Below are 16,704 nucleotides of genomic sequence, written 5' to 3' on the forward strand. Positions count from 1 at the left end.
GGGAGCACGCACTTCACTGCTATATCGGTAGCCGATATATTGGCTGCCGATATAGCAGTTCCGGTCGCGCACTGGAGGTTGCCGTGCCCACCCCTGCCCACAACCCGTCTATCCCGCTGCTCCCGCTCGCGGGTGCGCTCGGAGTCGCCGGAGGCGTGTGCCTCGTCGTCGACTCCCTCGCGGTCGACTTGTTCGGCACCGACGGCGCCGCGCCGAATTCGATCGGCGTCCTCGTGCCGATCCTCGGCGCGTTCCTCGTCGTCGGTCTCTTCGCGGCCGTGCGGACACACGCGCCCGCGCGGCTCCTCGACTGGGGATTCGCCCTCAACCTCGTCGGGCTGACGCTCGTCGCGGGTGTCGACTTCGCCCGCACGTACGTGCTCTCGGAACTCGGCGACGACACCGTCGACGCACTGCTGGACAGCGGCCCGACCAAACCCGCGTTCCTCACGGCGGGTGTCGTCTTCGTCGTCGGCGCGATCCTGTTCGGGGCCGCGCTGCTGCGCGCCGGCTTCGCCCCGAGGGCGTCGTGGCTCTACGTCCTCACCGCCGCCCCCTCCGGATTCTCGGTACTGCTCCCGGATGCCGTGGGCGCTGTCGCGCAAGCGGCCGCGGGCGTTTCGGTCATTTCCTTGGGCTGGGCCTTGCGTACGGCTCCCGCCCACCGAACCAACGTGCAACCGCTGCCGTGATTCGCGCCCGTCGGACCTGCCGAAGCCGCGCGGTCGGTCGGTCGAACACACGACATACGATGGCCAGGTGCCGGGGCGGCGCCGGTGACCGGCAACCCCTCGGCGTCCGGAGGCCGCACGGCGGTGGAGCTTGGGTGGGAGACGCGTGGCGCAGACAGCAGGTTCGGGGCAGACAGTCATCCTGACCGTGGACGACGATCCGGGAGTGTCGCGTGCGGTGGCGCGCGACCTGCGGCGTCGCTACGGCGGGTCGTACCGCATCGTGCGGGCCGAGACCGGCGAGACCGCTCTGGAGGCCCTGCGCGAGTTGAAGCTGCGCGGGGACCTCGTGGCGGTGATTCTCGCCGACTACCGCATGCCCCGGATGAACGGCATCGAGTTCCTCGAACAGGCCATCGACATCCACCCGAGCGCCCGACGCGTGCTGCTGACCGCGTACGCCGACACCAGCGCGGCGATCGACGCGATCAACGTCGTCGACCTCGACCACTACCTCCTCAAGCCCTGGGACCCACCCGAGGAGAAGCTCTACCCGGTGCTCGACGACCTTCTGGAAGCCTGGCGGGCCACCGAGCAGCGGGCGGTCGCCGCCACCAAGGTCGTCGGACACCGCTGGTCGGCGCGGTCGTCGGAGGTACGGGAGTTCCTGGCGCGCAACCAGGTCCCCTACCGCTGGTACTCCTGCGACGAGCCGGAGGGCCGCCGCCTGCTCGCCGCCGCCGGACACGACGCCGAGCGGCTGCCCGTGGTGATCACCCCCGACGGGACCGCACTGGTCGAACCGGCCGCCCCCGACCTCGCCGCGAACGTCGGCCTGGCCACCGCGCCGACCGCGGACTTCTACGACCTCATCGTCGTCGGCGGCGGCCCGGCCGGCCTCGGCGCGGCCGTCTACGGAGCCTCCGAAGGGCTGCGCACCGTCATCGTGGAACGCTCGGCCACCGGCGGGCAGGCCGGCCAGAGCTCGCGCATCGAGAACTATCTGGGCTTCCCGGACGGCGTCTCGGGCGCCCAGCTCACCGACCGGGCGCGGCGGCAGGCCGCGAAATTCGGTGCCGAGATCCTGACCGCGTGCGAGGTGACGGCGCTTGAGGTGACCGGCGCGTCACGCAGCGTCCGTTTCGCGGACGGTTCCGCGGTCGCCGCACACAGTGTGATCCTGGCGACCGGAGTGTCGTACCGGCAGTTGGACGCCCCGGGCCTGGCGGAGCTGACCGGGCGGGGAGTCTTCTACGGATCGGCGCTGACCGAGGCCGCCGCCTGCCACGGACACGACGTGTACATCGTCGGCGGCGCCAACTCCGCCGGACAGGCCGCGATGTATCTCGCCCGCGGCGCGAAGTCCGTCACCTTGCTGGTGCGCGGATCCTCGCTGACCGCGTCGATGTCGCACTACCTGATCCAACAGATCGAGCAGACACCCAACATCACCGTGCGCACCGGCACGGCCGTCGAGGCCGCACACGGGGCGGAGCACCTGGAGCAGCTCACCCTCCGCGACGTGACCGACGGGCATACCGAACTCGTCGACGCACACTGGCTGTTCGTGTTCATCGGCGCGGCGCCGCTCACCGACTGGCTGGAGGGCACCGTCACGCGCGACGCCAACGGGTTCATCGTGGCCGGTCCGGACCTCGCCCCCGGCGGGCAGACGCCCAAGGGCTGGGAGCTGGACCGCATGCCCTACCACCTTGAGACCAGCGTGCCCGGGGTATTCGTGGCCGGAGACGCCCGCGCCGAGTCAGCCAAGCGCGTCGCCTCCGCCGTGGGAGAGGGAGCCATGGCCGTGATGCTCGTCCACCGGTACCTGGAGCAGTCGTGAGCGGACAGCCGATGCCGTGTGACAAGGAAGAGCTCTCGACCCTCTTCCTCTTCGAGAAGCTGTCCGAGGAGCAATTGGCGCGGCTGTGCCGGGACGGCCGGGTCGAGCAGTTCGAGCCCGGCTACCTCTACCACGAGGGCGAGCCGGCCACCTGCTTCTACGTGCTCCTCCACGGCACGATCGTCCTGTCGCGCCGCGTGGGCGCCGACGACGTGGAGGTCACCCGCAGTTCCGAGCGCGGGGTGTACGCCGGCGCCTTCCAGGCGTACGTCCAAGGCCCCGAGCACGCGCGCTACCAGGGCTCCGCGCGGCTCGCCGAGCCGTCGCGCCTGTTCATCCTGCCCGCCGAGACCTTCGCCGTGATCATGCGGGACTGGTTCCCGATGGCCGTGCACCTGCTGGAAGGGCTCTTCTTCGGCACCCAGAACACGCAGCGGGTCGTCAACCAGCGCGAGCGGCTGCTGGCCCTCGGCTCGCTGTCCGCGGGGCTCACCCACGAGCTCAACAACCCCGCCGCCGCCGCGGTGCGCGCGACCTCGGCCCTGCGCGAGCGCGTCGCCGGGATGCGGCACAAGCTCGGCGTGATCGCCGCGGGGCCGTACCGGCGGGACACGCTCGAAACCCTCGTCGGCATCCAGGAACGCACCGCCGAACAAGTCTCCAAGGCCGCGCCCCTGAGCCCGCTCGAAGCCGCCGACCGCGAGGACGCCCTCGCCGACTGGCTCGACGAGCACGGCATCGCGGACGGCTGGCAGCTCGCGCCCACGTTCGTCCAGGCCGGCCTCGGCGCGGACTGGCTGGACCAGGTCGCGGCGGCGGTCGGCGAGGAAACTCTCGAAGGCGCCGTCCGGTGGCTCAACTACACCGTGGAGACCGAGCTCCTGATGAACGAGATCGAGGACTCGACCACCCGCATCTCGCAACTCGTGGACGCGGCCAAGCAATACTCGCAACTCGACCGCGCGCCCTTCCAGGTCGCCGACATGCACGAACTGCTGGACAGCACGCTGACCATGCTCTCCGGGAAGATCGGCCCCGGCGTGCGGATCGTCAGGGAGTACGACCGCTCGCTGCCGAAAATCCCCGCCTATCCCGGCGAGTTGAACCAGGTCTGGACCAACATCATCGACAACGCCGTTTCGGCGATGGCCGGCGAAGGGACACTGACCGTCCGCACCGCGCTCGACCGGGACCAACTGCTCGTCGAGATCCGCGACACCGGCCCCGGAGTCGATCCCGACATCCGCGACCGGATCTTCGACCCCTTCTTCACCACCAAACCGGTCGGCGAAGGCACCGGCCTTGGGCTCGCCATCTCCTGGCGGATCATCGTCAACAAACACCACGGAAGCCTGCACGTCGAATCCGTCCCGGGCGACACACGCTTCGAGGTGCGCCTGCCCACCACCGCGGAGCCGGCCCACAGCCCGTCGTGACCGCGAACGACGGGCCCACAACGGGCGTCGGGCCGGCGTCCGCGTGCCGTCCTGGCGCCTACCCGGCACGTGGCGTCGCACCGCCCGGCACCGTCGCGCTGCCGGGCGGCTTTACGGCTGGTATTCGTACGCCCCGGCCGTCGCCCCGGTCGCCGGGACCGGCGCTCCGGTGATGTCGACCGTGTAGCCGGTCGGTTCGCCGCGGCCGATGGCCGGGCTGTCCGCCTGGACGCGCAGGTCCCGGGCGTCGGTGAACGCAGGGTCGGCCGCGACCGAATCGGGACCGAGGTCGAATTGGTGTCGGCTGCCGTCGTAGACGCCGGTGTCCTCGTCCGCGCCCTCGCCGTCCTCGTAGCCGGTCTGGCCGCCGACTGCGATCACGTTGTTGCGGAGTTTCAGGATGTTCCCGTCGCACCCGCCGTAGCAGACCCAGCCCTGCCCGTCGGCGCCGGGAATCGCGACCGAGTTGTTCACGGCCACCGTGCCGCGGACCGGGCCGAGGCCGTCGTCCGCGCCTCGCGTGACCAGGAAGGCGCCGCTGTCGTGCGTCGACGTGACGACGTTGTACGCGAAGACGTTGTCGTCCGCGGTCTCGCCTTCCCGGTGACCGAGTTCGGTGAACGTCTCGTTGTCACGCGTGATGTTGTACTCGACGCGGTTGCGGTCGCCGTCGTACACCTCCACGGCGGCTCCGTCCGCTCCGTAGTCGTGGCTGGCCGCGTGGCTGCCGGTGATGGTGTTGTGCGAGATCAGGTTGTCGTCGCCGTTGAGCAGCACCCCGAACGCCCCCGAATCGTCGTCTCCACCAGGGGTGTTCACACTCATGCGGTTGTTGTCCACCAGGGCCGAGTCGCGCACGGTGTTGTGGTGCGCGTCGCCGGTGATGGAAACCCCCACGACGCTGTTGTCGGCGCGGATCCGGTCCAGGGTGGTGTGGTGGCCTTGGATCTCGAAGCCCGCCCAGCCGCAGTCGGTCGCCCGCAGGTCCGCGATGAGCCAGTACGCACCCGAGACAGTCACGCAGTTGGCACCTCCGGCCACGACCGGCCGGTCCCCGGACCCGTACGCGCCGACGGTGATGGGCGCGTCGGCGGTGCCGCTGCGGGAGAGCACGAGCGCGCCCGTCCATTGCCGTCCTCGTGCGAACAACACGGTGTCCCCCGGGTCGAGCGCCTGCTCCGCGACGCGCTCCAGGCTTCGCCACGCCGCCTTGGACGAGGTTCCCGAGGCGTCGTCCGACCCGTTGTCCGCGTCGACGTAATACGTCGTGCCCGTGGGGGCCTGTTCCTCGGACGCCGCCTTGCCCGGCCCGGCGGTCGCCGCCGCAGGCAGCAGCGCCACCGAGGCCCCCAACGCCACGGCGGTCACCGCCCGTGTGAACGTTTTCGACGGGCGTGTGGTTTCGGATGTGACCATGGTTTTCCCCTCGGGAGCGGTGGAGCCGGGCGCGACCGGGACACGGTCGTTTCCCTGTACCGGCGCCGGCAGCCGCGTCGGCTCCCGATCGGAGCAGCCACGCGAGCCGGCCACCCCGATCGGCACACGCCCAGGGGCATGGCAGGAGAGTCCACGGCATGGTCGCACGCTTCCGCGCCATCGACCCGGAGCACCGCGAATATCCAACTCACGCGAAATCAGCCGCAGTTCGCGTATGCGCGGCGGCAACCCTCGGTGCGCGCCACGACACCGGACGACGGGCGTCACGGCTCCCTACGGGGCCCGCCAGACGTTGTCGAAGGCCGCTTGCTCGATGCCGCGCCGATGCCGTACCGCTTCGAGCTCCGTCACCGCGTCGTCGACGGCCGCCAATACGGTCCCCACCGCCTCGTCGGCAAGCGCTTCAGGGTTTTCGGTCGGCATGTCGTGGACGCCTGCTGCGGCCGCGAGGCCCAGCAGGACCGGCTCGCCGGACGTCCACCGGTCGGACGCGCGGCGGCGCAACGGCGAGTCGGCGGGCACGGTGGGCTCGGCCCTGCGGAGAAGCCCTCGCCGCGGTCGCGTCACCTGGCCGTCCGCTTCCATGGCGGCGACATAGGCCGCGGACAGGCCCCGTCCCCGGCGCCACAGCCAGTCCTCGACCGTCTCGTACGGCGGCTCGGTGACAAGCGCCTCGACTGCGGCGGCCGACAGGGTGTCGCCCGAGGCAGGGGGCGGCCCGGGGACGATGCGGTCACCCTCCAAGGCGACAGCCCCGGCTTCGATGAGGTCGACCAGTTCCGCTCCCGCGAGGGCCAGCGAAAGTTCGCCCTGCCCGACCGAACGGCCGTCGGCCGTGTCCAAGGCGAGAACCAGAAGATCCCGGGGTGTGGTCATGTTCCCCTCCGAGGCCGGCGAACGAACGGCGGTGCGGGTGCCCGGCAGCGACACCGCCGGACTGTGTAACCGCTGCACTGTGAGCATCCGCTGAAACCCGCCGTCGACCGATTGGCTTCCCCCGGCGCCGAAACTTTGCTCATCTGATGTGCCGCACCAGCCGGGCAATTTATTGATGGGGTCAAAGAACTCTTTCTTTCGCCGGGGCGCACGGCCGCGTCGACCCGAGACGCGGACGCCCGTGTGCGCACCCCTCAGCAGCTCTGGAAGAAGAACTCGGCGCTCTTGCCGTCCGGCGAAAGGAAGAGGTAACCGACCCCGTTGTCACCGAAGTTGACATCGAACGGCAATCGGCACGAGTCGAGCTGCGCGACCAACTGCCGGCCGTCACCCGGCAGATCCCCTCCCTGAAGCCAGACCGGCACCACATCGGGGCCGCCAAGCTGGTCCATCCGGATGCTGCCTGCCGCATCCTTCCGCCGCTCGTCGAGCAGTTCCTCCAGCCGCTCCTCCCGGTCGTCCTCGTCCTCGCCCTCGACCTGCTCCAGGTCCCGCTCGACGTCGGAGAAGTCGACCTCCTCATCCACCCGGAGCACGTGGACCCGGTCCAGCGCGGTGGGCCCGGTGGCCGCGGCCTGGGTCTCGAACGACTCGGTCACCTGCCCACCTGGTTGGACGACGGTGACATGTTCACCCGAGAACCCGGCAGCGAACAGGTACACCATCCGCTCCCCGCTCCCATCCCCGTTCCCGCCGCCGTCCCCTGAGAGAACTCGGAACTGGCCGATGAACAGCGCGAGTTCGCTCTCGTAGGGGTCGACCGGCCACTGCGGCTCACCCAGCCAGTGCGGCAAGCCGCCCAGCCCGGTGCCGCCCGTGACGGCTGCCTCGGCGTCACTCGCCGGGTGGTAGGACGTGAAGCGGTACCGCACATGAACTCCTGGTTGTCGCCGACCGGCCTGCTGCGCCACCGCACAAGTTATCGCCCGGCCGACTCGGCCTCGGCCGCCGGGCGCGGCGGCCCTTGGGCGCAGCTTCAGGACCGGAGGTGCCGGACGGCGAGGCGCGCCGCCGCGCCGATGGCGGCGTCGGCCGGCGGAGAGACGACGATCGGTGCCGCGGCGCGCGTGAACACCGCGATCGCGTACCGGCCGCCGTCCGGGTAGTCCACGACGCCGACTTCGTTGCGGATCAACGGCAGCGTGCCGGTCTTGCCGCTGACCAGGACGTCGTCGTACGGAAATCCGGAGGCCAGGCGGTGCGGCCACACCTGGAGACCGAGCATGCGGCGCATCTGGCCGCAAGCCTCCGCCGGGGCCGCGGTGTCGGTCCAGATCCGGGCCAGCAGGCGCGTCATGTCCCGAGCCGTACTGCGGTTGGTGGACGCCGGGTCGAGGGCACGCAGCCGCTCGGCGAACCCGGGCTCGCCCATCCTCGCCCACAGCTCGCCCATCGTCGCGGCCCCGCCGTCCTCCAGCAGAGAGTCGTGAAGCCCCCGGCTGTCGAACGCGATGTGCGTGTCGGTGAGGCCGAGGTCGGCGGCTGCCGCGTTGATCTCGTCCGGGCCGACGCGCGCGAAGACCGCGTCCGCGGCGGCGTTGTCGCTCACCGTGATCATCATCGTTGCCAAGTCCCGCAGGGACATGGTGACTTCGTCGAGCAGTACGGACGTCCCGGTGGCGCCGGCACAGCGTTGTCCGGGTGCCAGGACCACCGGCTCGCGGGCGTCGAGGACACCCTCGCCGACCAAGCGGAAGAACGCGACCAGCAACGGGAGTTTGAACACCGAGGCGAGAACGACCGGTTCATCGGCGCCGACCGCGAACTCCCGCCCGGTATCGATGTCGAAGGCGTGAAGGCGACCGGTGACCCCCGCCTCGCGAAAGACCCGGTTGACGACGGCTGCCGTCGCGGCCGCGTTCATGCCAGGAATCCCGACGCCGGGTGGACGACGACACGACGCCGCGGCGCGGGGCCAACCGGGACCATCGCCGCCTCCGTACGCAGTACGCGCGTTGCCGCGGCGGTGAAGTCCTCGATGACCGCGAGGAGTTCGTGGCCGCGTCGCCACGCGCACGAAGTCTGCCACGTGAGGGGCCGACCGAGCAGCGGTCGCCAGACCACGCCTGGTGAGTCGTCCGTGCGCGGCGCGATGGCCACGGCGGAACCGGCCAGTACGAGGCCGAGGGTGAACTGCGGGTGCGGCGACTGGCGTACGGCCGCGGGCTCGAAGCCGTTGCGGCGGCAGACGTCGAGGACGAGGTCGTGAACGCCCGGCGCCTCATCACGGGGGAACACGACCAGTTCGCTGCCCGCGAGATCGGAAAGGTGGACTTCCGGGGCGGCGGCCCAGGGTGACGCTGCCGGCAACAGCACACCGACCGGCTGCGCGAGCATCGGTCCGAGGTCGAGACCGCCGGTGTCCGTCGGATGCCGCAGCACGCCGACATCGAGCGTGCCCTCGGCGAGCGCGCGCACCTGCTCCGCGGTGGCAAGCGGACGCAGATCGAGCGGTGTGCCGGGGTGCCGTTCACGGAAGGCGGTGATCAGTGCAGCCAGCACATTGCCGCCCAGATCGCTCGGCACGCCCACACGCAGGCTGCTCCCTTGGCGTGAGCGGTCGGCGATGGAGTAGACGCGCTCGACTCGGAACAGAATCTCACGCGCTTCGCGCAGCAGGAGCCGCCCCGGTTCGGTCAGCTCCACTTTGCGGCTCGACCGGTCCAGCAGTCGTGTGCCCAACTCCCTCTCCAGCCGCTGTATGCGCTGGCTCAGGGGCGGTTGAGCCATGCCCAGACGCGCCGCAGCGCGTCCGAAATGGAGTTCCTCAGCCACCGCCACGAAGCAGGTGAGATGCGCGACCAGGTTCACGACCAGCAAAGATATCAAAATCAGTATCGAACTGTGAACAATATTGATCTTGGACATGGTGTCCGCGGGTCTGCTGTGCTGTGCGCCTGGCAACGCCAAACGACTCGGAGGCTGACCCATGGACACGTCATGTTGAGGCGAACTCCTTTCAGGCAAACGCGCGGCAGGGCGCGCCGCGTCCTGCGCACGGTCGCGGTGGCGTCCGCGTGCGCGGTGTGGGCGGCGGGCTGCGGCCTGCTCTCCGACGGCACCACGGACTCGAAGAGCCCTGGGGGCACGGCCGGCGCAACGGTGCAGAGCACCGCCGCGCCCCTGCCCACGGGCACGCCTACGCGGACGGCGACGACCCCGCCCGGTCCGTCCGGCCCGGCAACCGGCGGCATACCCTCGGCGCAAACGCCCTCTGCGGCGCCGTCCACCGGCCCGGGGTCCTCGACGATTGTGCCCGCGCTGCAGGCCGCCGCGGAACGCGCGGTCGGCGGAAACGCGGCCGCGTCGCTGATCGCGCTGGACATGCGCAACGGAGAGATCGTGTCGACCGTGCACCGCCAGGCGGGGATGTCCGGCGCCGTCGCACCAGGATCGACGTTCAAGATCGTCACGTCGGCGCTGCTGCTGCACAAGGGCGTCGTCAAAGCGTCGAGCAAGACCCCGTGTGCGAAGACCACGATGGTCAACGGGCAGCAGTTCCACAACATCGACGACATGGTCATGCCGAACGCCACGTTCCGCGAGGACTTCGCCCACTCGTGCAACACCGCGTTCATCGACCTCCGCGACCGGATCGGCGACGCCGAACTGTCCGCCTTCGCCACGCGATATTTCGGCCTCAACAGCAACGCCTGGAAGGTTGCCGAGGGCCAGGGGAGCGTCGACGGTGTCGTCCCGCCCGCTGTCGGCGACAACGACAAGGCCGCCCAGATGATCGGCCAAGGCGCCCTCAAGATGAACCCGCTGACGATGGCCTCGGTGGTTGCGACCGCACTGACCGGCCAATTCCACCAACCGGTCCTGCAACGCGGCCTTCCGGTCTTCACGCGCCCGGACACCCTGCCCGCACACGTCACCGCCGCGATCCGGACCATGATGGTCGACTGCGCGACCATCGGAAGCGCGGCGTCCCTGTTCAAGGGCATGCCCGGCGTCGGGGCGAAGACCGGGACCGCCGAGGTGGGGGACGGCACCAACGGCTGGATGGTCGCCTTCCGCGGCAACATCGCAGCCGCCGTCTACGTCGAGGGCGGAGCTTCCGGCTCGTCCGCCGCCGGCCCCATCATCCGCGACTTCCTCGCCGCGGTGAAGGCCTGACGGCGACGGCCGAATGCGGGAGCGTACGGCCCTGTTCCGCCCAGCGCGCCCGGCACCGTCGCCGACAACGGCACTCCTCGGCCCGCGCGGGAGCGTTTCCCGGCTTGCCGTCCTCGGACTGGACTCACGCGGAGAGGCGCGAGGCAGGGAGGGCCGAGTCACCCTGGCGACGGGGCTGAAGGCGGTCCCGTGGTCGGGACGGACGGGGCCGTCGTGAACGGCGGACCGCGCGGACGGGACCCGGTGTCGGGTAGCTTGCCGCGGTGGATCTCTTCTCGCGTTCCTGGACGGCGTTGCGTGCCGCGGTCGCCGGGCTTCCGGACCCGGCTTTCGGGCAACCCTCCGGCTGCGCCGGGTGGCTCGTTCGGGACCTGGTGTGCCACCTGGTCATCGACGCGCAGGACGTCCTGATCACCCTCGCGACACCCGCCGACGCGGAACCCACCCGTGACGCGGTCACCTACTGGGACCGTGTCGAGGCGCCGACCGGCGACGACCCGCTGGACGCGCTGATCGTCCGCCTTGCCGCCGCGTACGAGGAGCCGTGGCTGCTCAAGTTCCATCTGGACGACGTTGGTTCCGCCGCCGGGCGCGCCGCCGTGCTCGCGGACCCGGAAGGCCGGGTCGGCACGCGCGGTCAGGTTCTCACCGTGGACGACTACCTTTCCGCGTACGTCCTGGAATGGACACTGCACCACCTGGATCTGATCGCCCACCTCCCGGACGTGGCCGGCCCGCCCGCCGAAGGCCTCTCCCGATCGCGAGCCATGGTGGAACAGATCCTCGGCGCCGCGTTGCCCGCCTCTTTCTCCGACACGGACGCCCTGCTGATCGGCACCGGCCGCCGCGCGGCAAATGACGCCGAGACAGCCGAAATTGCCGATTTGCGCGCGAAGTTGCCGCTTTATCTCGGCTGATCGTTGCCGACGAGGCGGGTTTCCGGCCGACGGGTTTTCCGGGGTCGTTCCCCGGCTGACGGCTCTGCGCGCGAGACCCTGCGTGCGGCCGAGGACGGGTTGTTCGGCCCGGATGACCTTGCCGCGAGACAAGCAGCGCCCCGGCAACCGGGGTGGTCTGTCCCGTTCGTGTGTCCTGCTTCGGCGCGCGGCGGACGTGGCGCGGTCAGACGCCCGCTTTCCGCGCCGACGCGCTGCCGACTCGGTCGGCCTCGCGGTCGCATTCCCTCAGCCCCTCGCTTGACCTGGCCCACCTCCCCCTGTTAGGCATATGCCCAATCCCAGTTTTGGGCGATTGCCTAAGAGGGGGGAGGGGGCGGCCCGGGCGGCAGCTCCCAGCCATTCCGGTGCGGCGCCCGCGGGGGTCGTGGGAAGAGCAGGAGACCAGTGAGACCCAGCGTCAACACCGTCCCCCGGGCTTCGTCGACACCTCCATGCTCAGCAAGACCGAGTCCCGCGGCTTCCGCGGACAGGGCGTCGACCACCACCAGGCGACGCCGCCGGTACGGCGGGTCGGCAGGCACGAGGACATCGCGGCGGCGCGCGCCTGTCTCGTACACGACGAAGCCGACTGCATCACCGGACAGACCATCGGCGTCAACGGCGGAAGGACCACCTGACATGGCCCGCATCGAACCCCTGCCCATCAAGCATTGGCCGCATGAGATGCGCGCGGCGATGGCGGCGATGATGCCGCCCACCCAGCGCCACCCCCAGCCGCTCACCGAGAACCGCCCCAAGGCGATGAACACCCTCGGCACGTTCGCGCACCACCCGGACCTGGCCCACGCGTTCTTCTCGTTCAACGGCCACATCCTGATGGGCACCACCCTCACCGAGCGGCAGCGCGAATTGCTCATCCTCCGCGTCGCGACCCTGCGCAAGTCGTCGTACGAATGGGTCCAGCACGTGTTCATGGGCCGCGACGCCGGTCTGGACGACGAGGAGATCGGCCGCATCGCCTGGGGACCCGACGCCCCCTACTGGACCCCGCTCGAAGCCGCCCTCCTGCGCGCCGCCGACGAACTCGTCGGCGACGGCGCGATCACCGAGGACACCTGGCAGACCCTCGCCGCCGACCTCGACACCCGCCAACTCCTTGACGTCATTTTTACCGTCGGCGCCTACGAAACCCTCGCCTGGATGTTCCGCTCCTTCGACCTCGAACTCGACGCCGAACTGCGCCCCAAGCCCTGAACAAAGACACACCCGCGTACCCGCCGACCGCCAAGAGGAGCCATGACCTTCACCACCGCACCGATCACCCCGACCACCGGCATCGAGTACACCGGCCTGCACGGCGCCGACCTGGTCGACCCCGCTGTCGCCCGAGACCTGAAAGCCGCTCTCGACACCCACGGTGTCGTGGTCTGCCGCGAGGCCAACATCGACGACGCCGGGCTCGTCGCCCTCAGCCGCATGCTCGGCGAGGTCGTCGTCGCCCCCATCGGCGGCGACGCCACCCACCCCGAGATCTCCGCGGTCAGCCTCGACCCCTCCAAAAGCGACCTGGCCGCCTACCGCCGCAGCACCTTCTACTGGCACATCGACGGCACCAACGACGCCATCCCCCAAAAAGCCACCCTGCTCACCGCCCGCGAAGTCGCCGACGACGGCGGCGACACCGAGTTCGCCAACACCTACGCCGCCTACGACGCCCTCCCCGACGACGAGAAGGAACGCATCGCCGCGCTGCGGGTCGTGCACAGCTTCAAGGCGTCCCAACTGCTGGTGACCCCCGACCCCACCCCCAAGGAAATCGCCGCCTGGGAACGCATCCCCGCCCGCGAACACCCCCTGGTGTGGACCCGCAGCACCGGCCGCAAATCCCTCCTCGTCGGCGCCACCACCGACCACATCGTCGGCATGCCCGCCGACGAAAGCCGCGCCCTCCTCGACCACTACCTCGACTGGGCCACCCAGCCGCGCTTCACCGTGCGCCACGCCTGGCGCCGCGGCGACCTCGTCATCTGGGACAACACCGGCATGCTCCACCGCGCCCTGCCCTANGCCGCGCTTCACCGTGCGCCACGCCTGGCGCCGCGGCGACCTCGTCATCTGGGACAACACCGGCATGCTCCACCGCGCCCTGCCCTACCAGCCCACCTCCCGCCGCCTCATGCACCGCACCACCCTCATCGGCGAAGAAGCCGTCGCCTGAATCCCTGCGTCCGGCTGCCTGCCACGCGACGCCGTGCAACGCGCTTTCTCCGGATGGCCGGTTCGAGCCAGGCCCTGGCATGAGACCTGCCGGGTGGCCGACTTCGCCCCGGACAGCCGACCTTGCCCAAGGCGTCAAGGAAACCGCCCGTCGGTTACGGGCGGTTCCTTTGACCGCCGGAACTGCGGCACCCCACGGCACAGCCATCCCCGAAGCAGGGCGCAGCGCGGTACCTGTGCGCCACAAGACCGTGCCGTACGCCGACCTTCGACAAGAAGGTTCCCTGCCGGCGCCCGCGCCGAGGTTGTGTGGGCGCGGGCACGCTGAACTGCTCGTCGTCGGCCGGGGACCACCGATCTCGCCATTCCCGTCCGGCAGTTGTTCGGAGACCCAGGCACAGGGGCACCCCGCGAGCCGCAGCCTTCTCCGCCGCTGCCTCACCCAGGACGGAGCCGGCGATGAGTTGAGTGGTCGGCGCGTGGGTCCGGGCGGGCGCGTGCGTTGGACCCCTGGCGTGTCACACGGCCGGATAGCCGTCTTCGAGGTACACCGAACCGCGCTGCGGCTCCGCGCCCGCGCACTTTCCCACGACGTACTGCGGGAGGCGGTACTCGGCTGATGGGATTCGGTCGTCATCGGACGGCTGAACGGCAGGTCAAAGCCCCCACACCGGGCGACGAAGCCTTGGTGGCCGTCGACCTGGAACTTCACCGGCTCACCACGGGTTGCCCCGCACCGCCGACCCCGGGTCGATCGGGGCGATGATCCCGCCGCCCGCCGCCCGCCGCCCGCCGCCGGGTTCGCGTAGCCGGCCTGCCCCAGGTTCGACGCCAGGCGGCCCCCAGCCGGGGACCGGCGTAGCGTGGACGCTAGGGCGTCCCCGATGGTGCCGTGCGCAGAGCGGGTTGTCTCGGCGGTGCCGGCAGCGGCGGGCGTGCTGCGGCAGACCTCTCGGGAGGTGTCCGGTGACCGGCGCAGGGCGGTTCCGGGGTGAGCGGGGGCTGGACGCGTCGCTGATGGAGGCGATGCACCGCACCGGCGCGGCCATGGGCGGCGTGTACCTCCTGGTCCCGGGGCAGGCCGTGCTGCGGCAGGCGGTGTTGCGCGGCATGCCGGACGAGTTTGTGTCCATGTGGACGAACATCCCGCTCTCGTCCGCGCTCCCGGTCGCCGACGCGGTCCGTGACAACCGTCTGGTGTGGGTGAGCGGCCAGGAGGACATGGCCCGCAGGTACCCGCGGGTGACCCTCGTGCTCCCGTATCCCTTCTCGGCCGCGGCGGCGCCGTTGACCGACGGCGGAGACCGCCTGGGAGGCCTGTTCCTGATCTGGGCGCCCGAGCACAGCCACCACCTTGCCCGCCGCGAACGCGCGCGGATCGCGTCGGTGTGCCGCCGCATGGCGGACGTCATCAAGGACGCCGGGCAGCCCGGCCCCCCGGACCTCGTCCCCAGGCGTCCCCGCGTGTTGCCCGGTCCCGCGCCGATGAGGCCGGCGTCGGCCGCCGACTTCGTCGAGAACCTGCCGGGCGGTTGCTGCATGCTCGACCTGGAAGGACGCATGACCTTCGTCGACGCCGCGGGAGCCGCGCTGCTGGGCCGCGACCGCGCCGACCTCGTCGGAGTACGGCCCTGGCACGCGCTGCCCTGGCTGGACGACCCCGTCTACGAGGACCGCTACCGCGCCGCTGTCATGAGTCGCGAGCCGGTCTCCATGACCGCGTTCCGCCCGCCCGACCACTGGCTGCGGTTCGACCTGTATCCGGGCGGCGCGGGCATCAGCGTCCGTATCCACCGCGAGGAAGGCAGCGGACCGGACACGACCCCGCCCCCCGGCCGGAAAACGGGCGCCGGCACCCCTCCGGGCGCCGGGCAGGCCTACCGGCTGGTGCACTTCGCCGCCGTGCTGACCGAGGCGGTCAGCGTCGACGACGTCGTCGCACGCGTCGCCGACGAAGTCCTGCCGGCCTTCCACGCCCAAGGCGTGGCCATCGTGGCCTTCGAGTCGGGGCGCCTGCGTGTCCTCGGCCACCGCGGCTACCCGCCCGGGGCCGTCGACAGCTTCGACGGCACGCCGCTGGACGCCATCCCGTCCGCCGCCTTGCGGATTTTCACCAGCGCCGTCCCGACGTTTTTCGCGTCCGCCCAGGAGATGCAGCGCGTCTACCCCGACCTGCCGGCCCACGCCCGCAGCCCCCAGGCCCGGGCCGTGCTGCCCCTCATCGTCTCCGGCCGCCCCATCGGCGCCTGCATGCTCGCCTACGACCGGCCCCACACCTTCGAGGTCGCGGAACGCTCCGTCCTGACCGCCCTCGCCGGCGTCCTCGCCCAGGCACTCGACCGGGCCCGCCTGTTCGACGCCAAACACCAGATCGCCCACGGACTGCAACAGGCACTCCTGCCCCGTGCCCTGCCCGACGTCCCCGGGCTGCGCGTCCACGCCCGCTATCTCCCCGCCACCGAACGCATGGACATCGGCGGCGACTTCTACGACCTGATCGGCCTCGGCCCGGCCGGTGCCGGCGCCCTCATCGGTGACGTCCAAGGCCACAACATCGCCGCCGCCGCCCTCATGGGCCAGGTCCGCACCGCCATCCACGCCCACGCCGCCGCGGGATCCCCTCCCGACGACGTCCTGGCCCGCACCAACCGGCTCCTCACCGACCTCGGCACGAACCTGTTCACCACCTGCCTGCATGTCCACCTGGACCCCGCCACCGGCCGCGCCCGGCTCGCCAACGCAGGCCACCCCCCACCGATCCTGTGTCTGCCCGGCCGGACAGCAGCCAGCGTCCTCGACGTCACCCCGGGACCGCCCCTCGGCATCGACCCGGACGCCGCCTACCCGGTCACCGACACCATCCTCCCGCCGCACGCGATCCTGCTGCTCTACACCGACGGCCTGGTCGAAACCCCCGACACCGACCTCGACCATGCCATCAGCGCCCTCGCCCGCTCTCTGCCCCACACCGGCCGCCCGGCCCTCGAACACCTCGCCGACACCGCCCTGACCCACCCCGCCACCGGCCGCCGAACCGACGACACCGCCCTCCTGCTCCTCCAACTCCTCCCACCCACCGACTGACTGTGAGGATGTGGATGGCGCCGCTCGGGGGTCTGACTCTCCGACTGACTGACGCTTCGGCT

General features: G+C 70.9%; 14 protein-coding genes. 9 read left to right on the plus strand and 5 right to left on the minus strand.

The features are described from left to right. Positions 1-83: 83 nt before the first annotated feature. From ACRX5W_RS26370 to ACRX5W_RS26380, 3 genes are all read left to right on the plus strand, one after another. Complete coding sequence (locus tag ACRX5W_RS26370) at positions 84-692, plus strand: hypothetical protein (RefSeq protein WP_436790808.1); 609 nt, start codon at positions 84-86, stop codon at positions 690-692. Positions 693-837: 145 nt separating this feature from the next. Beyond that, positions 838-2,514, plus strand: coding sequence for an FAD-dependent oxidoreductase (locus ACRX5W_RS26375; protein WP_436790809.1), 1,677 nt, complete (start codon positions 838-840; stop codon positions 2,512-2,514). Further along, complete coding sequence (locus tag ACRX5W_RS26380; RefSeq protein WP_436790810.1) at positions 2,511-3,950, plus strand: ATP-binding protein; 1,440 nt, start codon at positions 2,511-2,513, stop codon at positions 3,948-3,950. The genes ACRX5W_RS26375 and ACRX5W_RS26380 overlap by 4 nt, the downstream gene beginning before the upstream one ends. A 111-nt stretch (positions 3,951-4,061) precedes the next feature. Here the strand turns inward: ACRX5W_RS26380 and ACRX5W_RS26385 are convergent, their stop codons facing one another. The 5 genes from ACRX5W_RS26385 to ACRX5W_RS26405 all read right to left on the minus strand — a co-directional run bounded on the left by ACRX5W_RS26385 (position 4,062) and on the right by ACRX5W_RS26405 (position 9,191). Then, entirely contained in the window at positions 4,062-5,366 is a 1,305-nt protein-coding gene (locus ACRX5W_RS26385) for a hypothetical protein (RefSeq protein ID WP_436790811.1), read from the minus strand. A gap of 294 nt (positions 5,367-5,660) precedes the next feature. Continuing rightward, positions 5,661-6,263, minus strand: a complete 603-nt coding sequence (locus ACRX5W_RS26390) for a GOLPH3/VPS74 family protein (protein ID WP_436790812.1) — start codon at positions 6,261-6,263, stop codon at positions 5,661-5,663. A 254-nt stretch (positions 6,264-6,517) separates the two neighbouring features. Continuing rightward, a complete protein-coding gene (locus tag ACRX5W_RS26395) occupies positions 6,518-7,195 on the minus strand; it encodes a hypothetical protein (RefSeq protein WP_436790813.1) in 678 nt (225 codons plus the stop codon). 104 nt (positions 7,196-7,299) lie between these two features. Continuing rightward, positions 7,300-8,187, minus strand: coding sequence for a serine hydrolase (locus ACRX5W_RS26400; RefSeq protein WP_436790814.1), 888 nt, complete (start codon positions 8,185-8,187; stop codon positions 7,300-7,302). After that, the gene (locus ACRX5W_RS26405; RefSeq protein WP_436790815.1) at positions 8,184-9,191 is read right to left on the minus strand and encodes a LysR family transcriptional regulator; all 1,008 of its coding nucleotides are present in this window, start codon (positions 9,189-9,191) and stop codon (positions 8,184-8,186) included. Before ACRX5W_RS26405 ends, ACRX5W_RS26400 begins: the two co-directional genes overlap by 4 nt. A gap of 384 nt (positions 9,192-9,575) precedes the next feature. Between ACRX5W_RS26405 and ACRX5W_RS26410 the strand changes: the two genes are divergently transcribed. The 6 genes from ACRX5W_RS26410 to ACRX5W_RS26435 all read left to right on the plus strand — a co-directional run bounded on the left by ACRX5W_RS26410 (position 9,576) and on the right by ACRX5W_RS26435 (position 16,642). After that, positions 9,576-10,442, plus strand: coding sequence for a penicillin-binding transpeptidase domain-containing protein (locus tag ACRX5W_RS26410; protein ID WP_436790816.1), 867 nt, complete (start codon positions 9,576-9,578; stop codon positions 10,440-10,442). Between the two features lie 263 nt (positions 10,443-10,705). Next, the gene (locus ACRX5W_RS26415; protein WP_436790817.1) at positions 10,706-11,359 is read left to right on the plus strand and encodes a maleylpyruvate isomerase N-terminal domain-containing protein; all 654 of its coding nucleotides are present in this window, start codon (positions 10,706-10,708) and stop codon (positions 11,357-11,359) included. Between the two features lie 386 nt (positions 11,360-11,745). Further along, positions 11,746-12,018 carry an SDR family oxidoreductase gene (locus ACRX5W_RS26420; RefSeq protein WP_436790818.1) on the plus strand — a complete coding sequence of 91 codons (273 nt, stop codon included), beginning with the start codon at positions 11,746-11,748 and terminating at the stop codon, positions 12,016-12,018. 1 nt (position 12,019) lies between these two features. Continuing rightward, on the plus strand, positions 12,020-12,595 hold the full coding sequence (locus ACRX5W_RS26425) for a carboxymuconolactone decarboxylase family protein (RefSeq protein WP_436790819.1): 576 nt from the start codon (positions 12,020-12,022) through the stop codon (positions 12,593-12,595). 42 nt (positions 12,596-12,637) lie between these two features. Then, positions 12,638-13,642: a TauD/TfdA dioxygenase family protein gene (locus tag ACRX5W_RS26430; RefSeq protein ID WP_436790820.1), complete on the plus strand. Its 1,005-nt coding sequence runs from the start codon at positions 12,638-12,640 to the stop codon at positions 13,640-13,642. An 882-nt stretch (positions 13,643-14,524) separates the two neighbouring features. Further along, complete coding sequence (locus ACRX5W_RS26435; RefSeq protein ID WP_436790821.1) at positions 14,525-16,642, plus strand: SpoIIE family protein phosphatase; 2,118 nt, start codon at positions 14,525-14,527, stop codon at positions 16,640-16,642. The last annotated feature ends 62 nt before the right edge of the window (positions 16,643-16,704 follow it).

Source organism: Yinghuangia sp. YIM S10712 (assembly GCF_051388935.1).
Classification (GTDB): Bacteria; Actinomycetota; Actinomycetes; order Streptomycetales; family Streptomycetaceae; genus Yinghuangia.